This window comes from Hugenholtzia roseola DSM 9546 (genome assembly GCF_000422585.1).
In the GTDB taxonomy this organism is placed as follows: Bacteria; Bacteroidota; Bacteroidia; order Cytophagales; family Bernardetiaceae; genus Hugenholtzia; species Hugenholtzia roseola.
In genome coordinates this window covers 1-2839 of the sequence record NZ_AUGI01000074.1, presented here as the reverse complement: position 1 = coordinate 2839, position 2839 = coordinate 1, and the positions used below count along the sequence as shown (strand labels likewise).

Annotated in this window: 3 protein-coding genes; 2 read left to right on the top strand and 1 reads right to left on the bottom strand. The window is 43.0% G+C overall.

Annotated elements, in window-relative coordinates:
• Positions 1-178 precede the first annotated feature (178 nt).
• The gene (locus tag G500_RS0108030; protein WP_154657072.1) at positions 179-361 is read right to left on the bottom strand and encodes a hypothetical protein; all 183 of its coding nucleotides are present in this window, start codon (positions 359-361) and stop codon (positions 179-181) included.
• A gap of 201 nt (positions 362-562) precedes the next feature.
• Here G500_RS0108030 and G500_RS0108025 point away from each other — a divergent pair, with 201 nt between their 5' ends.
• Together G500_RS0108025 and G500_RS0108015 are read left to right on the top strand one after the other, a co-directional pair.
• Positions 563-1963, top strand: coding sequence for a hypothetical protein (locus G500_RS0108025; RefSeq protein WP_027002184.1), 1401 nt, complete (start codon positions 563-565; stop codon positions 1961-1963).
• 255 nt (positions 1964-2218) lie between these two features.
• Positions 2219-2827, top strand: coding sequence for a hypothetical protein (locus G500_RS0108015; RefSeq protein ID WP_051203377.1), 609 nt, complete (start codon positions 2219-2221; stop codon positions 2825-2827).
• The last annotated feature ends 12 nt before the right edge of the window (positions 2828-2839 follow it).

Here is a 2839-nt window from a genome sequence, read left to right as displayed (position 1 = left end):
TTTTTTTAAGGTTAATTTTTGTAACCTTTTTTCAAAATTTGCAAAAAAATAGACAATAAAGCACTGAAAATAAGAAATTTACAATTACAGAATTGAAAAGTTGGCTCGAAAAAATAAAGCCTGCTTTATCGAGGCAAAATTTCGATTTTTATCGCCTCTTTTGCCCGCTGAAAGTTGGCTAACTGACTGCCGTTTGGGGCTTACTTTTGAGCTTAGTTTGGGGCTTACTTTTGGGGGCTTTTTTTGCCAAAAAAGAGGCTTCGAAAGGTAGGGAAAATGCACCAAAATAGAGAAGAAAAAAGACCGTTTTTGCCTTGTTATCGTCTTTTATTTCGTTCCGCTTGGCTCTGTTTGGGGTCATTTTTAAGACAAAAAGACGCGAAAAAGAGGGCAAAAGAGAAGCAAGATTTGGGCAAACTGCCTATCATTTTTTCTTAACATTGGACTGAAATAGATGCGATTTTTTCATTGTTTCTTAAAAATTTGTCAAAACCTACCTTTTCTTAGACTCCTACCTTTGCAGCAAAATTAGCGTTTTCAAACTTAACCCTTATTAGGTCTTATGCGATTCAAAAAGTACTTAGCCGCTTCACTTTTGGCTGCTGCCCTCTTGACTACAGGTTGTAAAGACGACAATGACGACACCAATCCTACGCCTAATCCCGACCCTACCGAACAGTTAGTAGAATTACAAGGCAATCTTTCTACCCAAACCTTAGACGCTTCGAAGAAATATTTGCTCAAAGGACAAGTTTTTGTACGTGCAGGACAAACCGTAACCATTCCCGCAGGAACGGTCATTTTTGGCGAAAAGCGCAGCCGCGCCACTTTGGTAGTAGATAAAGGCGGCAAGTTGGAAGTCTTGGGTACAAAAGACAAGCCCGTTGTGATGACCTCGGCACAAGCCGTAGGGGAGCGCGATAGAGGCGACTGGGGAGGTTTGGTAATTTTGGGAAATGCCCGCACCAATCAGCCTGACCCTGTCATCGAAGGCATCGAGCCGCCTGTTGTTTTTGGTGGCAACAACGATACCGACAATTCGGGTACTTATCAGTATTTGCGTGTAGAATATGCAGGCATCGAGCTTACGCCCAACAACGAAAGTAATTCTATTACTTTGGGTGGTGTAGGCAGTGGCACAACCTTCGAAAACGTACAAGTTTCTTTCGGCGGTGATGACGGTTTTGAGTGGTTTGGCGGCACCGTTAGTGCTAAAAATATCATCTCCCTTTCTACTTGGGACGACGACTTTGACTGCGATTACGGCTGGAGCGGAAACGTGCAGTTTGGCTTAGTGGTTCGCAATCCTTTCTTTGCAGACCAATCACAATCTAATGCCTTTGAGTGCGATAACGGTCCGAATGATAATGACGTGCAGCCTTACACCACAGGCACTTTTTCAAATATTACCGTCTTAGGACCGCGCAACAACACAGGTGGCAGCATCAATGGCAACAACGGACATAGCATGGATTTACGCCGCCGTACTTCGGTTTCTATCTTCAATAGCTTCTTTTCAGGTTTCCCTGTCGGTTTGCGCTTCAATACCGCTTCGGTACAGGCAAACTATGAGGCAGGCAATGGCGTTTTGGCAAACAACGTCATGGTTACGCCTAACAACAAATTCGCCGCAGGTGGAGGCGCAGATGTTGCCGTAGTAGAAGCCACTTGGCTTGCTTCTAACAGCGTCATAGATGGCACTATCGGCGATGATACCTACAATGCTTTAGGTATCAATCCTACCCTTTTCTTCGCCAAACACAGCGCGGCAAGCTACCCTTCAAACCCCAACTTTACCCTCACTTCGGGCGAGTTGGCTTCAGGTGCGAGCTTTGAAAATGCCAAATTTAGCGAAGCCAATCGCCAAGGCTTTTTCCAAACTGTGCCTTTCAAAGGTGCTTTTGGAGCAGAAGACTGGACAGACGGTTGGGCAGAATTTAATCCCCTCAACAAGGCTTATTAAGTCTTGGTCTTGAGCCGCAGGTTTTGATTGTTTCGATATGAATTTGACAAGCTAAATTTGACCCAAATTGCAATAAAAAGATGTGTAACTTGCCACAAAAAAGACAAGTTGCACATCTCTTTTTATTTTTTCAATTCTGATAACATAAAATCTTGATTTTCAAATACTTATCGCCTATTTTTTTTCACCTCTTTTCTAAAATGGTTTCAAAAATTAACATTAAAAAAAATACCACACAAAAAACTCAAAATCAGAATGTTAACGATACAAAAAGATAAAAAAAGCCTTCCAAATCTGAAAAGCCTATTGAGCTTGCTGATGCTCTTTTGTGGGCTATTGATAAGCTGCCAAAAACAAGCCGATTACACTGCACCATTGAGCCAAAGCGAGCAAGATTCGCTCAAATATAGGCTCATTCGCTACCTTGCTAAGATGCCCAAAAAGGCAACCCTTCAAAGCAAGTTTAGCCCCGAATTTGAAGACTATTATCGCGACCAAGCCTTCCAAGCCTTTCGCCTCGAAGCCTACCAAAAGGGCAAAGACGACACCTTGTTTTTATTGCTTTCGCGCCCTGCGCCAAGCCTATACGAAAAGCGTGTAGCCGTGGGCGTGAAGTGCAAATTTGAGGGTGCAAAACTAAGCCACTACGAGGAGGTCTTTCGCACTTGGAAAATGAAGCCCGAACTGTTGAAAGCGCGTGCCATTTTGCTCTTTGAAAAGATGTATTTAAGTGAAGACCTAAGCCCTTATTATCCTCAAAACTCGAAGGAGGAGTACATAGAATTTCCCGATGCCCAAACCTACTACGACAAAAGGGAGCGACTTTGGAAGAGTAAAGCCTCGATTCCTTTTGTAGAGGAATGAAAACTTTAAAAA

Bases quoted from the DNA above. Each gene is read 5' to 3' on its own strand.
- G500_RS0108015 (WP_051203377.1), top strand. From the start codon at position 2,219: ATGTTAACGATACAAAAAGATAAAAAAAGCCTTCCAAATCTGAAAAGC.
- G500_RS0108030 (WP_154657072.1), bottom strand. From the start codon at position 361: ATGACCCCAAACAGAGCCAAGCGGAACGAAATAAAAGACGATAACAAG.
- G500_RS0108025 (WP_027002184.1), top strand. From the start codon at position 563: ATGCGATTCAAAAAGTACTTAGCCGCTTCACTTTTGGCTGCTGCCCTC.